Annotated in this window: 11 protein-coding genes and 1 pseudogene; 5 read left to right on the forward strand and 7 right to left on the reverse strand. The window is 44.4% G+C overall.

Annotated features, from left to right (window positions below; genetic code table 11):
- Nucleotides 1-9: 9 nt before the first annotated feature.
- Together ACHHZ6_RS15935 and ACHHZ6_RS15940 are read right to left on the reverse strand one after the other, a co-directional pair.
- On the reverse strand, nucleotides 10-3,072 hold the full coding sequence (locus ACHHZ6_RS15935; protein WP_395122655.1) for an efflux RND transporter permease subunit: 3,063 nt from the start codon (nucleotides 3,070-3,072) through the stop codon (nucleotides 10-12).
- Complete coding sequence (locus tag ACHHZ6_RS15940; protein WP_395122656.1) at nucleotides 3,069-4,178, reverse strand: efflux RND transporter periplasmic adaptor subunit; 1,110 nt, start codon at nucleotides 4,176-4,178, stop codon at nucleotides 3,069-3,071. The genes ACHHZ6_RS15935 and ACHHZ6_RS15940 overlap by 4 nt, the downstream gene beginning before the upstream one ends.
- 228 nt (nucleotides 4,179-4,406) lie before the next feature.
- Here ACHHZ6_RS15940 and ACHHZ6_RS15945 point away from each other — a divergent pair, with 228 nt between their 5' ends.
- Both ACHHZ6_RS15945 and ACHHZ6_RS15950 read left to right on the forward strand, forming a co-directional pair.
- On the forward strand, nucleotides 4,407-5,825 hold the full coding sequence (locus tag ACHHZ6_RS15945) for an efflux transporter outer membrane subunit (protein ID WP_395122658.1): 1,419 nt from the start codon (nucleotides 4,407-4,409) through the stop codon (nucleotides 5,823-5,825).
- Between the two features lie 27 nt (nucleotides 5,826-5,852).
- On the forward strand, nucleotides 5,853-6,743 hold the full coding sequence (locus ACHHZ6_RS15950; RefSeq protein WP_395122660.1) for a Mig-14 family protein: 891 nt from the start codon (nucleotides 5,853-5,855) through the stop codon (nucleotides 6,741-6,743).
- Between the two features lie 11 nt (nucleotides 6,744-6,754).
- On the opposite strand, the gene ACHHZ6_RS15955 is transcribed toward ACHHZ6_RS15950, so the two are convergent.
- The 3 genes from ACHHZ6_RS15955 to ACHHZ6_RS15965 all read right to left on the reverse strand — a co-directional run bounded on the left by ACHHZ6_RS15955 (nucleotide 6,755) and on the right by ACHHZ6_RS15965 (nucleotide 8,877).
- Nucleotides 6,755-6,919, reverse strand: a complete 165-nt coding sequence (locus ACHHZ6_RS15955) for a hypothetical protein (protein ID WP_395122662.1) — start codon at nucleotides 6,917-6,919, stop codon at nucleotides 6,755-6,757.
- Between the two features lie 72 nt (nucleotides 6,920-6,991).
- Nucleotides 6,992-8,194: a sensor histidine kinase gene (locus ACHHZ6_RS15960; protein ID WP_395122664.1), complete on the reverse strand. Its 1,203-nt coding sequence runs from the start codon at nucleotides 8,192-8,194 to the stop codon at nucleotides 6,992-6,994.
- Nucleotides 8,191-8,877 carry a response regulator gene (locus ACHHZ6_RS15965; protein ID WP_395122666.1) on the reverse strand — a complete coding sequence of 229 codons (687 nt, stop codon included), beginning with the start codon at nucleotides 8,875-8,877 and terminating at the stop codon, nucleotides 8,191-8,193. Before ACHHZ6_RS15965 ends, ACHHZ6_RS15960 begins: the two co-directional genes overlap by 4 nt.
- A gap of 103 nt (nucleotides 8,878-8,980) precedes the next feature.
- On the opposite strand from ACHHZ6_RS15965, the gene ACHHZ6_RS15970 reads away from it, so the two are divergent.
- Complete coding sequence (locus ACHHZ6_RS15970) at nucleotides 8,981-9,757, forward strand: MipA/OmpV family protein (RefSeq protein WP_395122667.1); 777 nt, start codon at nucleotides 8,981-8,983, stop codon at nucleotides 9,755-9,757.
- Nucleotides 9,758-10,360: 603 nt separating this feature from the next.
- Here the strand turns inward: ACHHZ6_RS15970 and ACHHZ6_RS15975 are convergent.
- Nucleotides 10,361-10,582 (reverse strand): annotated as a pseudogene (locus ACHHZ6_RS15975) (IS3 family transposase); the annotation flags it as partial.
- The gene (locus ACHHZ6_RS15980) at nucleotides 10,582-11,481 is read right to left on the reverse strand and encodes a LysR family transcriptional regulator (RefSeq protein WP_230857863.1); all 900 of its coding nucleotides are present in this window, start codon (nucleotides 11,479-11,481) and stop codon (nucleotides 10,582-10,584) included. The gene ACHHZ6_RS15980 and the pseudogene ACHHZ6_RS15975, both read right to left, overlap by 1 nt.
- 129 nt (nucleotides 11,482-11,610) lie before the next feature.
- Here ACHHZ6_RS15980 and ACHHZ6_RS15985 point away from each other — a divergent pair, with 129 nt between their 5' ends.
- Nucleotides 11,611-13,158 (forward strand): BCCT family transporter, encoded by a 1,548-nt coding sequence (locus ACHHZ6_RS15985; protein ID WP_196391314.1) that lies wholly within the window; start codon nucleotides 11,611-11,613, stop codon nucleotides 13,156-13,158.
- Nucleotides 13,155-14,285 carry a mandelate racemase/muconate lactonizing enzyme family protein gene (locus ACHHZ6_RS15990; RefSeq protein WP_196391315.1) on the forward strand — a complete coding sequence of 377 codons (1,131 nt, stop codon included), beginning with the start codon at nucleotides 13,155-13,157 and terminating at the stop codon, nucleotides 14,283-14,285. Before ACHHZ6_RS15985 ends, ACHHZ6_RS15990 begins: the two co-directional genes overlap by 4 nt.
- Nucleotides 14,286-14,381 lie beyond the last annotated feature (96 nt).

The following is a 14,381-nucleotide window of genomic DNA, read 5'->3' on the forward strand; positions in this document are numbered from 1 at the left end:
TCATCCATGTTAATGCCCTTTCTGATGTTTCCTGTGCTCAAACTCAAGCAGGTAGCTCAGCAATGCTGGAAGAAGAGTGAGTGTGAAAAACGTTGCAGCAACCAGTCCTCCGATGATGGCAAACGCCATCGGCCCCCAGAAAACCTGTCTCGCGATAGGAATCATGCCAAATATTGCTGCGCAGGCTGTGAGCATAATCGGCCTTGCCCGATGCAGGGCGGCATTACGAATGGAATCGATATTGCTCAATCCTGACTTCAGATTTTCATCCACTTCAGCAATCAGGATGATGGCATTACGGATGATCATACCGCTCAGTGCAATGACGCCCAGTAAGGCCACAAATCCTAATGGCGTTCCTGTCGGCAGGAGTGCACCCACAACACCGATAAAACCAAACGGTGCCATTAGTGTAGCAAGAACAACGCGCGAATAACTCTGCAGCTGTACCATCATCACACCAAGCATAATAATGACAGTGACAGGAAGAACCGACATCAGTGAATCATTCCCCTTGTCTGACTCTTCAGACGCACCGCTGACAGTAACGGAATAACCGGCAGGAAGCTTTTGTTTGAATCCCTCTATGGCAGGTGTCAGGTCATTGACCACGCTGTCCACATTGTGTCCGTTACTCACATCCCCCTGCACAGTAACGGAAGCCTCACGATTACGACGTTGAATCATCGGGTTTTTAAGACCCCAGGTGAAAGAGGCCACCTGTGATAGAGGTATCTTAGCTCCATTAGAGTTTGTGATCAGTGTACCTTCCATGCCGGATAAATTGTTCCTGTCCGCCTCACTACCCTGAAGTACAACATCCGTGCGGCGATTCTGTTCACGAAGTTCAGTCACCGGTAAACCGGTATAAAACATATTCAGGGCATTGGATATTTGCTCTGCCGTCAGTCCGGTCATACTTGCTGAAACCTGATTAACATTCACAGTAACTGAGCGCTGTGGATCCCCTGCGGTCAGATTCAGTCCGGTAACACGCGGATCCTTAGCCATCATTGCTGATAACTGACGGGCATAAATACGAGTCTGATTGAAATCAGGGCCGCTGACCCTGTATTTCAACGGCCATCCAACAGGTGGACCCAGTTCCAGAGGCGAGATACGTGTCACTATATCGCTGAAACGGTCATGCAGAATCGCCGATAACTTTGTTTGCAGCGCGTTACGTGCTTCCAGGTCTTTTGCCACGACAACCAACTGGGCAATATTCTCGGCATCTGACATAAGGTCCATAGGAAGATAAAAACGGACGGCACCAGTGCCGATATAGCTGGAATATTGTTTCACATCGTCTTCTTTGTTAAGGATTTCCTCAAGACGGTGAGTTTCCCTTTCCGTTAGCTGCTGGGTGCTGTTCTCCGGTAGTGTCAGACTTATAAGAAGTTCCGGACGGTCAGAAGCTGGGAAGAATTCGCTTTTCATCCACTGGCTACTCCAGACGGATAAACCCAGCAATACCATTGACGAGACTGTAACGGCCAGACGGTGTTTTAGCGTGAACTCTATGATGGCCTCATAAGCGTGTGACAATCTTCCCTTGTTTTCATCATGAGGACGAACCTTTGCTCCGGAAAGAAGCCAGACACCACTAAGCGGCGAGAAAAGGACTGCAACAACCCATGAGCTGATCAGTGAAATAAAGATCACCGCGAACAAGGAGTAACAGTATTCTCCTGCCATCGACTTTGCGAACCCAACGGGGATAAAACCTGCAATCATCACCAGTGTTCCGGTAAGCATAGGAAATGCCGTTTTGACGAAGGCACTTGATGCAGCCTTCCGTAAGGGTTCTCCTTTCTCAAGATGAGATATCATGGACTCAATCGTGATCATTGCATCATCTACCAGTAATCCAAGTGCGATGATCAATGCTCCCAGAGATATACGCTGGAGCCCGATTCCGGTCAGTTCCATACCTGTAAATGTAAGTGCCAGCACAATGGGTATCGCAACAGCGACAACCAGTCCAGCACGTAAACCAAGTGATACGAATGACACAGCCAGAACGATGACAATTGCCTCGATAAGTACATGAAGAAAGCCGTCAACGGCCTCATCTACAATGGCTGGCTGGTTTGCAATCTTTGTTATGTGTATACCGTGAGGAAGACCAGATTTGATTTTTTCCAGTTGCAGGTCGAGATCATAACCAAACTGCAGCATATTCCCACCCGGTAACATTGCGACGGCAATCCCCATCGCTGGCTGCCCATTAACATGGAATCCTGGAGAAGGTGTTCCCTCCCGTGTTCTCTCAATACGGACAATATCGGTCAGGGTAACCGTCCGGCCGCCGGCAGTAAGACGAGTATGTTTCAGAGTTTCTTCTGTCATCTGAACCCCGGTAACATCAACACTTATACGATCGTTCATTGTCCGTAACGTTCCGGATGGAGTTACGGCATTGTTGTGTCTGATTGCAGCAATGATGTCATCAGGTGATATGCCCATTGATGCTATCTGGCGCGCTGAGAAGCTCAGCACGACCTGTTCAGTCTGAATGCCTATCTGGATGGTTTTTCCGATATCTTTAACATTTCGGAGCTGGCGCTGGATGTTATCAACCATATCCCGCGTTTCGGTAGGAGTAAAACCGTCAGCAGTAATCCCAAAAATCGTGCCGTAAGTCGCATCATATTCATCATTAACGGCAGGGGTGGTGACGTGCTCAGGAAGCAGTGCAGTAATATCCTGCATTTTCTTCCTCAACTGCTGCCAGACAGGCTTAACCTGCTCAGGCGGCGTATCATCACGCAGGCTTAGCGTAACTTCGGTAGAGCCATTTTTTGTCTGGCTTTCTACACTGTCAAACCACGGTAGTTCCTGAACGGATTTCTCAATAGGATCAGTTACAAGACTGACCATTTCTTCCGGTGTTGCTCCAGGCCATTGCGCGCTGATTACAGCAGTTTTGATAGTGAATGCGGGATCTTCATCACGTGACAGTAAGGTGAAAGAAAAATATCCACCTACCATTATGATAAGCAGCAGGAAGCTGACAAGTTGTTGGTGTGCTATTGCCCATGACGAGAGATTAAACTTACCTGTTTTCATTTCGTTACTCCGGGTACAACAGCCACTTTTTCGCCATTTTCCAGCGTATTAGTACCTGCCGATACAATGCGTTCCCCCAAAGCCAGGCCACCGGACACCCAGGCTTTGTCTGAGGTATAACGTTCGATCACAACAGGACGTAATTCAAGATTGCTTGTTCCTGGTTTAACAACAAAAACAGCAGGCTGGTTGCCTGAACGCGTGAGGGATGATGCCGGTACCGGGAAATACAATTTGTCTTTGTCTAAGGTCTTCAACCCGACTGTTACACTACGGCCAAATATAGTTGTAGCATTTGTCGTTTCCAAAGTAGCCCGCACCAGGCTAGCACGTGTGACGTCATCCAATTTGGGAGAGATATAGCGAATGCGTGCTTCACAATTTCCCTCCTCTGCATTGACCAACACAATATCACCAGTATGTAGACGGGAACTAGTCTGGACAGGAACGCTAAACTGAACTTCCACAGTATCAGAAGCAATTTTAATGACGTCCTGGCCGGTCGCAACATTTTGGCCTATAGACGGTATATAGAGCGTAATCACACCATCAAAAGGAGATGTCAGAGTACTGAAACCTGATTCGTTTAGTGCACCTGATTTTTGTGCCTGTGCCCGGATTTTTCGGGCAGTCAGTGTCGCCATCGATGCCTTGGCGTCCTCCAGTTGTGCGCGCGAAGCCGTACCAATGGTATAAAGCTTTTGTATCCTCTCCAGCTCCTGTCTGCCTTTATGTTCAGCCGCCAGCGCTTCCTGATACTCCGCAAGCGTTGCCGCCATATCCTCTTTACTTTGCGAACCGGAAAGCGTAGCAACAACCTGTCCCTGTTTTACTCTGCTCCCCACATCCACAGGACGGGTGGCGAGTCTGCCATCGAGACGGAACTGCAAACTCACTTCAGCCGCAGGCTCAATAATGCCTGTCCATAAAGTGGCTGGGAGATGCTGTTGCGATGCAATCCAGGTGCGGACCAGACGTGGTTGAGACGCTTTATGTTCAGCTTCATCACATCCGGCGAGGGCTATAGCAATGCAAACTAACAGCACTGTCGGAAACCGTCTTAAGAACGGGTGACGACTTTTGGATAAGTTATTTAGGTATGCCATTACGGGGGTCTCTATAAATTGCATACCCGCATCTAACCGCATAAAGGACAAGGAACATTTCAGGAATTATCAAGAAATGGACAATTACCACACATTTACCAAAAAAATATAGGCGTATTGCATCTCCCTTGTATTGCCCTTGATTGTTCATTGACAGAGTTCGGGATAATTGTCCTGGCGGGCGCAACTGGATGTCTGCAGAACACTTAACAGGCAACAGGAGTAAGAATGGTGTTTCCGGTATCGATAAAGCTTCATGTGTCAGCCATTACGGTTATGACCTCTTTACTACTTTCAGGCTGCACGATGATGCCAGCATATCAGAGACCTGAAACCTCCTTGCCATTATCCTGGTCATATAAAGATACTTCCACTGAGGGTGTGAGTACACCAGCATTCACCGGACTATTTTTTAAAGACAGTAAGCTGCAGCAACTGATCAAACTAACTATCGATAACAACAAAGACCTTGAGCTCTCCGCACTAAACCTGAAAAAGTCAGGTGTGCAGCACGGTGTGGAAAAATTATCCTGGTTGCCCACAGTCAGTCTGACGGCAGGAAAAACCGCTGCTCACGAGCCTGCTGGTATCTTTGATACCGTTGATACCGGTTCGGTAACGTATCATCAATACGACGTTAAACTGGTCTCCGCCTCTTGGGAAGTGGACTTTTGGGGCCGTTTACAAAGTCTCAGGGAAGCATCCCTCAATGAATATCTTGCTGCGGATGCTTCAGCAAGAGCCCTGAAGCTCAGTCTTATTGAGCAGGTGGTCAATTCCTATCTGATATATATCACAGAACAGGAAAACATCAGTATTGCCCGCCAGAAGTTGGCCAATATTCTGCAACTCCAACACATGCAACAACAGGCATTTGATGCCGGAGATCTGACTAAAAATGCAGTGATGGATACCGATAGCGCAGTCAACAATGCACAATCAGAACTGAACCAAACAGAGTTACAGGCTCAGCAGGATTTAAACTCGCTCCAGTTGCTTGTTGGTGCCCCGTTACCGGACTCTCTGTTAAATGTATCACCTGAGCATGACTGGGTTTTTCCGTTAGTTAAAGCAGGAACACCGTCGGAGGTTCTGCTTAAACGTCCTGATATTATTGCCGCAGAGTACCAACTGAAAGCGGCTAATGCCAATATAGGTGCGGCAAGAGCGGCATTCTTCCCATCGATTTCAATTACCGCTGAAGGCGGATCATCCACGGCTGATATGGGGAAATTACTTTCGGGTGGCACCGCCAACTGGAGCTTTGTACCCACGATCAATCTTCCTCTTTTCGACGGTGGTAAGAATCAGGCTCACCTCAGTCTGTCCAGGATTAATGAGAAAATTGAAGTCGTCAATTATCAGAAAGTAATACAACAGGCGTTCAGGGATGCATCCGATGCTCTCGCCGGACAGGCATCACTGAACAAGCAAACTATCCAGACCTCCCATATCTTTGATACTGTCAAAGAACAATACCGAATGGCAGTAGTAACGCGTAACGCTGGTCAGATAAGTAACGCAACTTTACTGCAAAAAAACAATGAGCTGCTTGAAGTACGTAAACAAAATGCTAATGCACGTCTCAAATATCTTATTCAGGGAGTGAAGTTATTTACCGTTCTGGGCGGGGATGATTCAATTTAAACAATTAATACATATCAGGTTATTATAATGAGTCTGAAGCATTCAATATCAGGGTGGAAACCCTGCAGTTATGACGTATATGCTGAAACATACAATAAATTTGGTGGCAGCATTAATATGCACCCTCAAATTGTTGAATTTTTCATGAAGAAAGGTCAGCGGGAGTTTTCTTTCTGGCAATATTGCTCTGACGGTGAAGTCTCAGCCGCTTACTTTACTGTCGATAATAAAGAGGTGGGATTGAATGTCTGGCGGGAATATCCGGTGTCATTCGATGAAGTTATGCTGCCGGTATCGACAGAACAGAAAATTTGGCTACCTGATAAGACTAACCGTTTGTCCGCACGTCACCGCGGCAACATCCGTAATTCAACATTTTTCTACAGATCGAAACGCAGAATATGTCGTGTTAAAACTTCGTTCTCAGGTAAAACCATCAAAAAACGAAACGGAGAACTAAGAAAGTTTTTGGGCATGGGTGGGAAATGTTACCGCCTGTCAGATATGTCGCCCAGGGAAATAGCTTGTCTGTATGTACGATTGTTTAAACTGAGGTTTGCTGACACGGTACGCTGCTATGATGAAAACAAAATAGAAGAGTTGTTATCCTCTGTACCCCACTTGATTTTTGGCAACGTATTGTTCTACGCCGATACACCTTGCGCTATCGATCTGGTACTCAGTGCGAGCAGTAACAATATGGTGTATCTTGACGTACCCAATGGTGGTGTTGACCCCAGATATTCAGCATTCAGTCCCGGTAGTATGCTGATGTGGGCTAATATCTCTGATGCTCTCAAATTGTGCACCACACAGGAAAAGGAAATGATGTTTTCTATAGGGCTGTATGAAAAAGAATGGGACTATAAATTAAGATGGGCTGATACCGAAAAGACGGGAAAGGTTATATGCCTTTAATAGACAATAATCTACTCTCTGGTTTGTTTTTTTGAATCATAGTTTAACTTTGAATCCCAAAGAATAATAATGACAACCTGAATAAAAAAACCTAAAACTGCGCCTGCTATTATGTAGGCGTTTTGTTCATCTATTTTATGAAATGCATAACTGACGCAATCCAGAAATAACCACATGGTAAACTCCCGTTTACCATGTATTTAATCAGAGAATTATCAAGATTGTGTTGGCCAGGCGTGAAGGATTAGTCAACAGGCCAAAATATTAAGGCTTCTCAAAGTTACCCTAAATGCCAACCCACCTTTCGCATTTTTCTCTACCTCCAACCGTCCCCCATGAGCGTCACATATTGCTCGCGCAATAGAAAGCCCCAAACCGGAACCGCCGGAATGCCTTGAGCGGGAAACCTCCTCGCGAACAAAAGGTGTAAAGATATCGTCAAGCAGATCATCCGGTACGGCGGGTCCTTTGTCCCTGAAAATAACCGAAACGGTTTCTGGGGTGGCTTCGTAACTGATATCAAGCTCGCCTCCTTCAGCCGCATAACGCAGCGCGTTATCCATCAGTATCAGGAAAACCTGCCCTAAGCGATAGGGGTCGGCCATACCGCTAACCATTATGTTCTGGTTGTGTTTGATAGAGACGCCCGCTTTCTCTGCAAAAGGTGCAATCCAGGCAATTTTTTCCCTGATAATCTCATTCAGATGAGAAGGCATGATGTTCAGATTTAACTGACCGGCGTCGGCAAGTTTCAGCAAATGCAGGTCTTCAACCAGTCGGTTCAGTTCGCTAAGCTGCTGCATGACCATTTTCAGCTGAGTTTCGCTGGGCTCAAAAACACCATCAATCATGCCCTGGAGTCTTCCCGTAGCCGCAGTCAACGGAGAACGAAGCTCATGGGCCATGGCAACATGTGATTTCTTAAGATCCTTTTCATAACGCTCAAGCTGCATCGACATCCCATTAAAATTTTCGCTAAGACTGCGTAACTCCAGAGGGAGATTATCCGTGATTTTTACTGTTGCTCCGAAGCGACCCTGAGCAACAGATTTAGCTGCATTGGCAAGTGCGCTTATCTGCTTAGACAGAGGGCGTGCTGTTCGCAGCGTCAGTGTGAAAATGACGGGTATGACGACAAGTACAAGTACAGCCAGAATTAGCCAATCGGTGATCCCTAACTCCGGTTTCCAGTACTCCACGCCATACCATTGATCGATGATCGCGTGATAACGGTTGATATTTAGTTCTGGATTTTTAATCAATTCAGCGAACTCTGCCCTGACCTCAACAGGCATCATGTACTCGTGCCACTTATTATCGATGTAAAAACGCAGCCACATGCAGAAAGAAATCAGGACTATGCTGCCGACGACCAGCGAAATAACCTTGCGGCAAATCCAGTTCCATAAGGAACTGTTTTCTCTTTTCGGTACACGCGATTTTATGTTCATGAGTTAGTGAACCTGTAACCTATGCCCCTGACATTAATCAGAAGATCTGTCTGACCCGCAGCTTCGAGCTTTTTACGCAAATTATAGATATGGGTATCAACCACCCTCTCAAGAGCATCGCTTTCCGGTAGGCAGGCTTCCAGTAATGCCTGTCGCGTGAAGGCTTTAGAGGGCGATTTCAGGAATGTCATCAGTAATGCCAGTTCCGTTGGTGTCAGCTCAAGTGGTTGAGGGGATTCACCCTCTTTTTCCACGACCACTATCATGGAGTCCATATCGGCTTTTATATTTCTGAACTGGAGGTTATCTCCACTACGCTGCACAGTGTAGCGGCGCAGGATAGCATGAACACGTGCGACGACTTCCCCAGGATTATAGGGTTTAACCACATAGTCATCGGCACCATAACGCAGCGCACTAATTTTATCCGCCCCATCACTGATGGCGGTGATCATGATCACCGGAATTTCACTGCGCCGTCGCACCGCAAGCAAGATATCAGTACCACTCATAGATGGCAGCATAACATCAAGGAGAATGATATCGGGCTTCCAGCTGAAGACCAGATCCAAACCGCGTTGTCCGTCACTGGCAATCGATGTATGGAACTGATCTCTTTTAAGATATGCCTCAAGCACATTCGCGGCATCCAGATCGTCTTCAATGATTAAAACACGTTTCACATAAGCACCTTGATTAAACCTTGATAAACTCTTGCGGAGTTATTGATTATTTTTGGGCATACTTCTGAACCTGTTAAGAATTATAATTCATTCTTGGAGTTTTATGAAGAAATTAAATACGATCCTGTCGGCAGTTTTTTTACTGCCGTTGGCAACCAACGCTGCCTCTGACGTAAATAAATCAGAGGTAACTGTTGGCATAGGAACACAGTACGGCCCCCAATATATGGGGTCTGATAAGTATAATGTGACGGCCGCACCTTATTTTGAATGGGCTAACGGAACCTGGTTCATGAATTCAGAAAAAGGTGTAGGGATTACATATTCCTTCGAGAATGGTTTTTATCTGGGGCAAGCACTAGGATATACATGGGGGCGAAAAGATGATGATGGTTCATGGTTGCAGGATGGTTCCAAACATCTAAAAGGAATGGGTAGTATAAAAACGGCATTAAATTCGACAACGACGCTGGGTTGGTGGATGACCCCTTGGATAGGATTTGAAGGCAATGCTATTGCTCCGCTGACTGAAAGCCATGGGGTGCTTTACAATATTGGCCTAAATGTTGTGTTGTATAATAATGTAAGAGATACACTGATCATCAGTACCGTTTGTAATTATGGCGATGCGCGGTACAATAATACTTGGTTTGGTGTGAATGAAAAGCAAAGTGCAAACACTGGATTTAAAGAGTTCAACTCAGAAGGAGGGTTAACAAGCATCGATTACGGTATCAACTGGCAACACACCTTTGATGACAGCTGGTCAGGTTATGCAGACCTGCGTTATACAACGCTGGCAAACCATGTAAATCACAGTCCAATCGTTGCAAAAGACGACTATCTGACTTTCACTGTTGGTGCATTCTATACGTTCTGATAATACAATCACCCTCCCGTCAATTAATGGCGGGTTTTTAATTATCATCTCAGTTATAAGTCACACAATAAAAAGCAGAAAGTATCGACAAAACCTTCATACTATCTTGATGGTTTTTTGATACTTAACCTGTACATTCATGGCTTTAGCGTAGCCAGGAAATGACAATGCTCAAGCAAAGATACAAGTTAATTGAACAGATGTTTGCCGATCTCAGCCTTGAATGCCGTGCACTGAATGACGTTATCGAAAAATCACCTTTTATCTGTTAGTTCATGAAGTGATCTATGTAGCCAGTAGGGTTGCTAATCTAAATATTGATTTGAAACAATATGATACTGAGTTTTTTCTCATGAACTGAATTTCCGCACAACATAAGTTAAATTGAATATAGTACCTAATAACTTCATATTTGACAGCTACCTCTTCACAAATCAACACGTTATGAATTCATGACAGGCATCCCTTTTCTTGCCTAATGTTCATAATACAGTTACTTCATATCCATGCAGCCTCGTGTCGCTCACAAGCGTCTGTGGATTTTGATGGACACAGTCACCTGTCTGCCATTGTTGATCCCACTCCACTATCACATAGATAAACCGGTACCCATCCGTTCTTCAGACTCCTGAAGAAGCACTCCATTGGATTATTATCCCGGCAGTTTCCACGCTGGCTCATACCCTACCTTATCCTGTATCGCCACAGTAATTGCCAGCCCGTATAATGGCTGCCCTGATCGCTGTGGAACATCACTCCCACGGGCTTACCGCGAGTTTCCCATGCCATTTCTAGCGCTTTCATGGTAAGTCTGCTCGGAGAACTTATCTCTGTTGATTCAGGGTGAAATCATTGACAAAATCAATAAACATACGTGCCTGTTCAGATAATTTATGATTTTTTCTTGTCAGAATATAATATGCCTTATGGTGGCGTACTTTTAATTCTGGTAAAGGCAGAATCAAAAACCCTGAATCCAGATATTCGCGAACAAGAGTATAACCACACAATGCTACACCTACTCCGGATATAGCGAGCTGCATTAGAATGTTTGATTCCCCCACAATATGCCCACGATTCAGATTAATGTCTTTGCAGGGATGATATTTTAGCCAGTAGCGCCAGTCAGAATAATCTCTTTCATGTAGAATTTGGACCCTGCTAAGATCCTCTATGGAAGCAATTTTGTTTTGCTGCATAAAGGCTGGTGAGCACACAGGATAATAATCAAGCCCTGAAAGATATTGTGCATCAAACCCCGGCCACACCCCTTCCCCCCACTTTATCGCAAGTTCGGTTCCGACTGAAAAATCAAGATGATGTGTTGTCAGAGTCTGGCGAAAAATAATATCCCTGTGCCTGGAAAGAAAAAAGGGAAGCTCAGGGGAAAGTATTACTCTGTTCCAGACTGGCTCGGTTTCAATCACCAGATTTTTGTTTGTGACACCCTGGTTATAAATCTCAAGGACATCCAGTATCTCATCGAATGGAGACTGGATCTGATCCAATATCATTCTTCCTGCATCAGTTAACTCGACTTTTTTTGAATTTCTAAAGAAAAGTTGTGTTTTCATTAAATTTTCAAGCTTCGCTATACGTTGACTGATAGCTGACTGAGTGAGGCTTAGATCACGTGCTGCATATGTAAAACTACCATGTTCAACAACACTCTTGAAGGCAAGAAGCCATGATAGTTGTGGGATTCGTGTAATTTTTGTGTCCATAACATACCTATGAATTAGCATACGTAATGCATCTATAAGGAAAAAGGCGTTGTGCGTATGTCTCCAACTCCATTTAATGATAACTGAAAACAGTAGTACCCTGCTGAACTGAATCGGATGGAAGATACTATGAACATGAATGCTAAGTCCACACCGGAAAAGAGTCCTCCCGTCAGAAATGACGTGTTCCTTATCTCAATAAGTATAATAGTTGTTATAAGTACAATTATTCTTCTCATGCTATATCCCACATCTTCACAAAAGATGGCTGAAAATCTTTTTAACGGATTAACAACTTCGATTGGATCTTTAGTTCAACTACTTGGTTTTGCCTGTGTCATCATGGCATTACTGATTGCTTGCAGTCGATACGGAACTATTAAACTGGGTGAGGGAAATCCTGAATACTCTAATATTAGCTGGATTTTCATGTTCATTTGTGCTGGACTCGGTTCAGCAACAATGTACTGGGCTTTTATGGAGTGGGCTTACTATTATAATTCACCAGGTCTTAACATTACACCAGAAAGTAAGGAGGCACTGCGCTCCAGTTTGTCTTATGTGTTTTTTCACTGGGGATTAACCCCGTGGTCCATTTATGCTATTGCATCATTGGCAATGGCTTATCATTTTTATATTAACAAATCTAAAGGTCTAAATTTATCTTCTCTTATATCATCAATAACTGGTATCTCTAACAAAGGCCCAATGGGAAAAATTATCGACCTGATATTCCTGTTCTCTACCTTTGGCGGGCTGGTTTTGACCACAACAATTACTGTAGGTACTGTTTCTGTCGGGCTTTCAAGCATTTTCGGTTTTGAGAACACGTTTGGTCTGAAGTTAATTCTTCTCGCGATAATTACGCTGACTTTCTCACTGAGTTCATACATTGGCATTGACGGTGGTATGCAAAAACTGGCGAAAGCCGCATGTGGCATGACGCTATTATTTGGTGTTGTTGTTTTATTTTTTGGTAAAACGACATTCATTATTGACAATTTTGTCAATACACTTGGTCTGACATTAACCAATTTCGTCCATATGAGTCTGTTCACGGACCCTATTGACCAAGGCACTTTTAACAAGGATTGGACTGTATTTTACTGGCTGTACTGGATCACATACACACCAGGAGTTTCTATATTCATCACTCGCGTTTCCAAAGGGAGAACTGTCAGGGAATTAATCCTGGGTCTAATCCTCGGAGGATGTGCCGGATGTTGGTTCTTCTTTGGTAGTCTGAGTGGTTTCGCAATTGATTTATTTAATACGTCAGTGGTTAACGCACCAGAATTACTGAAATCTGCTTCGGGTCAAATTGCTGTCAGTGAACTTCTTTCCAAACTACCTTTGGGCACCATTTTTTCTCTGTTCTACTTCCTGCTGATGTTGGTATTCCTTGCTTCACACCTTGATGCAACCGCTTATACCGTAGCTGCCGTCAGCACGAAAGGATTACAACAAGGGCAAGATCCTAAAAGAGAGTTAAGGGTGTTCTGGTGCATAATGTTAGGGTTAATTCCTTTGGCAATGCTATATATAAACGCTTCTCTTTCCACTTTAAAAACAGCTGTAACTCTGACTGCTGCGCCATTCATTGTCATTCTGACTATATGTGCTTATGGCTTAATAAAATGGTTCAAAAATCATTTTACTGAACAGGATCAAAAATGAAAATTATCGATGTTAACGTCATTTGGTTACGAGTGCCAAAATTAAATCAGGCCTGCGAATGGGGTGAGGATGCGGTTATTGTCAAAATAACAACTGATGAGGGGATCACAGGCTATGGCGAGTCAGACAGTTCGCCTCTGGTCGTAAAATCATTTATCGAAACCCCCTCTTCGCATTCCACCTGTCGTGGACTAAGAGAAATTCTTGTGGGCAGGGACCCTTTAGAAATAACACGGTTATGGGATGAAATGTTCACTGGTAGTGAATATATGGGACGCAGGGGTGCAGGTATACATGCCATCAGCGCCGTTGATATTGCTTTGTGGGATATTGCAGGTCAGTTTTATGGCGTTCCGGTTCACACCTTACTTGGCGGGAAATACCGGGAGCACATTGATGCTTATGGTACATTCATCCCTTCAGACAACGATGATGAGAGTTGTGCCAAAGCTCTCAGTCTGATCAGTCAGGGTTTCCGCAGCATAAAATTTGGTGGTAATAAATTCGGTATTGATCCAGCAAAAGATTACGAAACGGTGCGGCGCATACGTGAAGTGGTTGGTGATGGGATAGATATAGAACTGGATCTTGTTGGGCTGTGGAGAAATTTTTCATATACTCAGAAAAGGTATGAAATGCTTAAGGATTTCAATATCAACTGGATAGAAGAACCCGTTCCCTCTGACAGCCTGAAATGTTACCGTCGGCTTTCTGAAACCCTGCCAGTAAAAATCACAGGAGGCGAGGCATTAACCAGTTATGCAGAATTTAAACAATTTATTGAGGAAGCAAATCCTGCTATTGTGCAGCCGGACATCACCCGGTGTGGTGGTATTACAGAGATGAAACGGATTAACCAGTTAGCTGAATCCAACGGCGTCAGTCTTGTTCCACACGGTTTCAGCACAGGAATCCTGTTGCATGCAACAATACATTTTCTTGCATCGACGAGGTTTGGGGATTTAATTGAATACTCGCAAAGTGAGAGTCCTATCTATAAGTATCTGGTGAAAAATAAAATACCGGTAAAAGATGGAAAAGTAGCTGTTCCTGATTTGCCCGGCCTGGGATTGCAACTGGATAATGATTTTATAAAAGAGTACAGCGTTGTAGATTTCTATAAATAAAAAAACCGATAAGCAGAGCTACTTCTGCTTATCGTCATCTTTCATAAAGAGTATATTCATCACGCTAGGAAAAATAACATAGGTGTCTGTTGAACC

The sequence above is a fragment of the Enterobacter cloacae complex sp. 2024EL-00214 genome (assembly GCF_043945575.1).
GTDB classification, from domain to species: Bacteria; Pseudomonadota; Gammaproteobacteria; order Enterobacterales; family Enterobacteriaceae; genus Enterobacter; species Enterobacter cloacae_P.

What these genes read in the sequence shown, in the direction of transcription:
- ACHHZ6_RS15980 (WP_230857863.1), bottom strand. Translation starts at nt 11,481, where the DNA reads ATGGACACAAAAATTACACGAATCCCACAACTATCATGGCTTCTTGCC.
- ACHHZ6_RS15990 (WP_196391315.1), top strand. Translation starts at nt 13,155, where the DNA reads ATGAAAATTATCGATGTTAACGTCATTTGGTTACGAGTGCCAAAATTA.
- ACHHZ6_RS15955 (WP_395122662.1), bottom strand. Translation starts at nt 6,919, where the DNA reads ATGTGGTTATTTCTGGATTGCGTCAGTTATGCATTTCATAAAATAGAT.
- ACHHZ6_RS15935 (WP_395122655.1), bottom strand. Translation starts at nt 3,072, where the DNA reads ATGAAAACAGGTAAGTTTAATCTCTCGTCATGGGCAATAGCACACCAA.
- ACHHZ6_RS15985 (WP_196391314.1), top strand. Translation starts at nt 11,611, where the DNA reads ATGAACATGAATGCTAAGTCCACACCGGAAAAGAGTCCTCCCGTCAGA.
- ACHHZ6_RS15940 (WP_395122656.1), bottom strand. Translation starts at nt 4,178, where the DNA reads ATGGCATACCTAAATAACTTATCCAAAAGTCGTCACCCGTTCTTAAGA.
- ACHHZ6_RS15960 (WP_395122664.1), bottom strand. Translation starts at nt 8,194, where the DNA reads ATGAACATAAAATCGCGTGTACCGAAAAGAGAAAACAGTTCCTTATGG.
- ACHHZ6_RS15970 (WP_395122667.1), top strand. Translation starts at nt 8,981, where the DNA reads ATGAAGAAATTAAATACGATCCTGTCGGCAGTTTTTTTACTGCCGTTG.
- ACHHZ6_RS15950 (WP_395122660.1), top strand. Translation starts at nt 5,853, where the DNA reads ATGAGTCTGAAGCATTCAATATCAGGGTGGAAACCCTGCAGTTATGAC.
- ACHHZ6_RS15945 (WP_395122658.1), top strand. Translation starts at nt 4,407, where the DNA reads ATGGTGTTTCCGGTATCGATAAAGCTTCATGTGTCAGCCATTACGGTT.